At 59.8% G+C, this 1,779-nt stretch carries 1 protein-coding gene and 1 pseudogene; one reads left to right on the plus strand and one right to left on the minus strand.

The genetic code is table 11. From position 1 onward, the window contains the following. Positions 1-85: 85 nt before the first annotated feature. Positions 86-1,372, plus strand: coding sequence for an IS110 family transposase (locus U4Z64_RS37195; RefSeq protein ID WP_060011748.1), 1,287 nt, complete (start codon positions 86-88; stop codon positions 1,370-1,372). 215 nt (positions 1,373-1,587) lie between these two features. Here the strand turns inward: U4Z64_RS37195 and U4Z64_RS37200 are convergent. Then, positions 1,588-1,779, minus strand: a pseudogene (locus tag U4Z64_RS37200) (DDE-type integrase/transposase/recombinase); the annotation flags it as partial.

The raw sequence follows: 1,779 nt of genomic DNA on the forward strand, positions 1-1,779 counted from the left end.
CCGTAGTACATGCAGAATGTCAGCCATCAAGGGGTAACGGGCATCCTTTGGATTGCCCGTTCACCACCCGCCGGAGGGAACCGAAATGGCCGACTTGCTGGAAGGTACGCTGCCCCTGAACCTGGTTGCGATCGACATCGCCCGTTATTCGAACGCTGTGTTGATCGAGTTGTCGGACGGGAAGCGTCAGCGCTTCCGGATGACCAACAGCGCTCCTGACTTCGACCGGCTGTTGAGTTACCTTCAAGCGCTACCCGGCAATTGCCGGGTAGCGCTTGAGCCGACCGGCGACTACCATCGCCCGCTGGCTCACCGCCTGCTCACAGCCGGGCACGAAGTGGTCAGCATCAATTCCGTGGCACAGGCGCGGTATCGCGAAGCAATGTTCAACTCTTGGGACAAGAACGATCCCAAGGACGCGCAGGTCATCCTGGAAATGCTCAGGCGTGGCACATATCAGCGTTACGTGGACCCGCAGATCGCCGGCCATCATGACCTGCAGGAACTTGCAAAGACCTACTACCAAGTTTCCCGTGCACGCACCAAGGTGCAGCACTCTCTGATCAACCACAGCCTGCCCCTGTACTTCCCGGAGATGCACCGCTACTGGTGCACCACCCGCAACGAATGGTTCGTGCGTTTCCTGCTCGAGTTTCCGACGCCGACGCACGTACGCGCCCTGGATCGCGAGAGCTTTGTGGCTGCTGCATGGGATCTGGTCGGCCGCAAGGTGAACAAACGCGCCAAACTCGAAGAGATATGGGAAACAGCTGCACACACCGCTGCCTTGCCTCACGCGCCGGATTGCCTGGCTGTCGAGACATTCCGTATTACCCTTCGCAGGTACCAGGAGCTCAACGTACTGCGAGCGGCAATCGAGGCGCGCGCCGAGGCGGAGCTTCACGACAATATCGACTTCGCCCATCTGAAGACGCTGCCTGGCATTGGCTCGGTGATCGCCATGACTATCCTCGCCGAGGCCGGCGACCTGCGCCGCTTCGGTCACCACCGTCAGTTCCTGAAGTACTGTGGATTCGACCTGGCGAAGATACAGTCGGGTACCCAGCGGGGGCGCGAGCAACTCTCCAAGCGCGGCAATGCACGGTTGCGGCTGGCCTTCTGGATGGCAGGCATGGCTGCCGTGCGCATGAAGGAGAACTCATTCCGCTCGAAATATGAACGTTACGTCCATGCAGATCCGGACGACGCTGACCTCAAGCGCAAGGCGCTCACCGCCGTGGCAGCGAAGATGGCTCGCGTGGCTTACAGCATGATCAAGAAGAACCAGCCTTACAGGCAGTTCTTCGAACTCGGTTTACCCAGTGGATCGATCCCTCTCTCGGCTGCCGTTGGGGCGCAGGCGACCCCGTAGATAATGCTCGGACCTTCCGCTGGGGCTTCTATGCTGTTTTAGGTACGGTGAAGATCACGCCGTGTGCGATGAATCTTGTGTCCACTATGGTCAGCAAGCCTCCCCGATGCTGCGGAAGACCACTGGTTGGTTGTCGTTCGCTCTTTGACAGCTCGCGCACTGCATCTCGCCGTGTGCGCGGCCCCGTTTTACCTTGCGTTGCACATTCTGGATGCGGGTAAGCCTCGCATCTCCTTGAGCCGCTCGAGCACTTGCTGCACTCGTAGGCCCGGCAGCGAAGTATCGACCTCGATGGCCAGGCACTCGCGCGTGTAGTCGTCGACCACGTTCAGGCATCGAAACCGCCGACCATAGGCCAATCCGTCAGAAACGAAGTCCATCGACCAGTTCTGATTCGGGCCTGTCGG

This window comes from Burkholderia sp. BCC1996, from assembly GCF_905339955.1.
Lineage (GTDB): Bacteria > Pseudomonadota > Gammaproteobacteria > Burkholderiales > Burkholderiaceae > Burkholderia.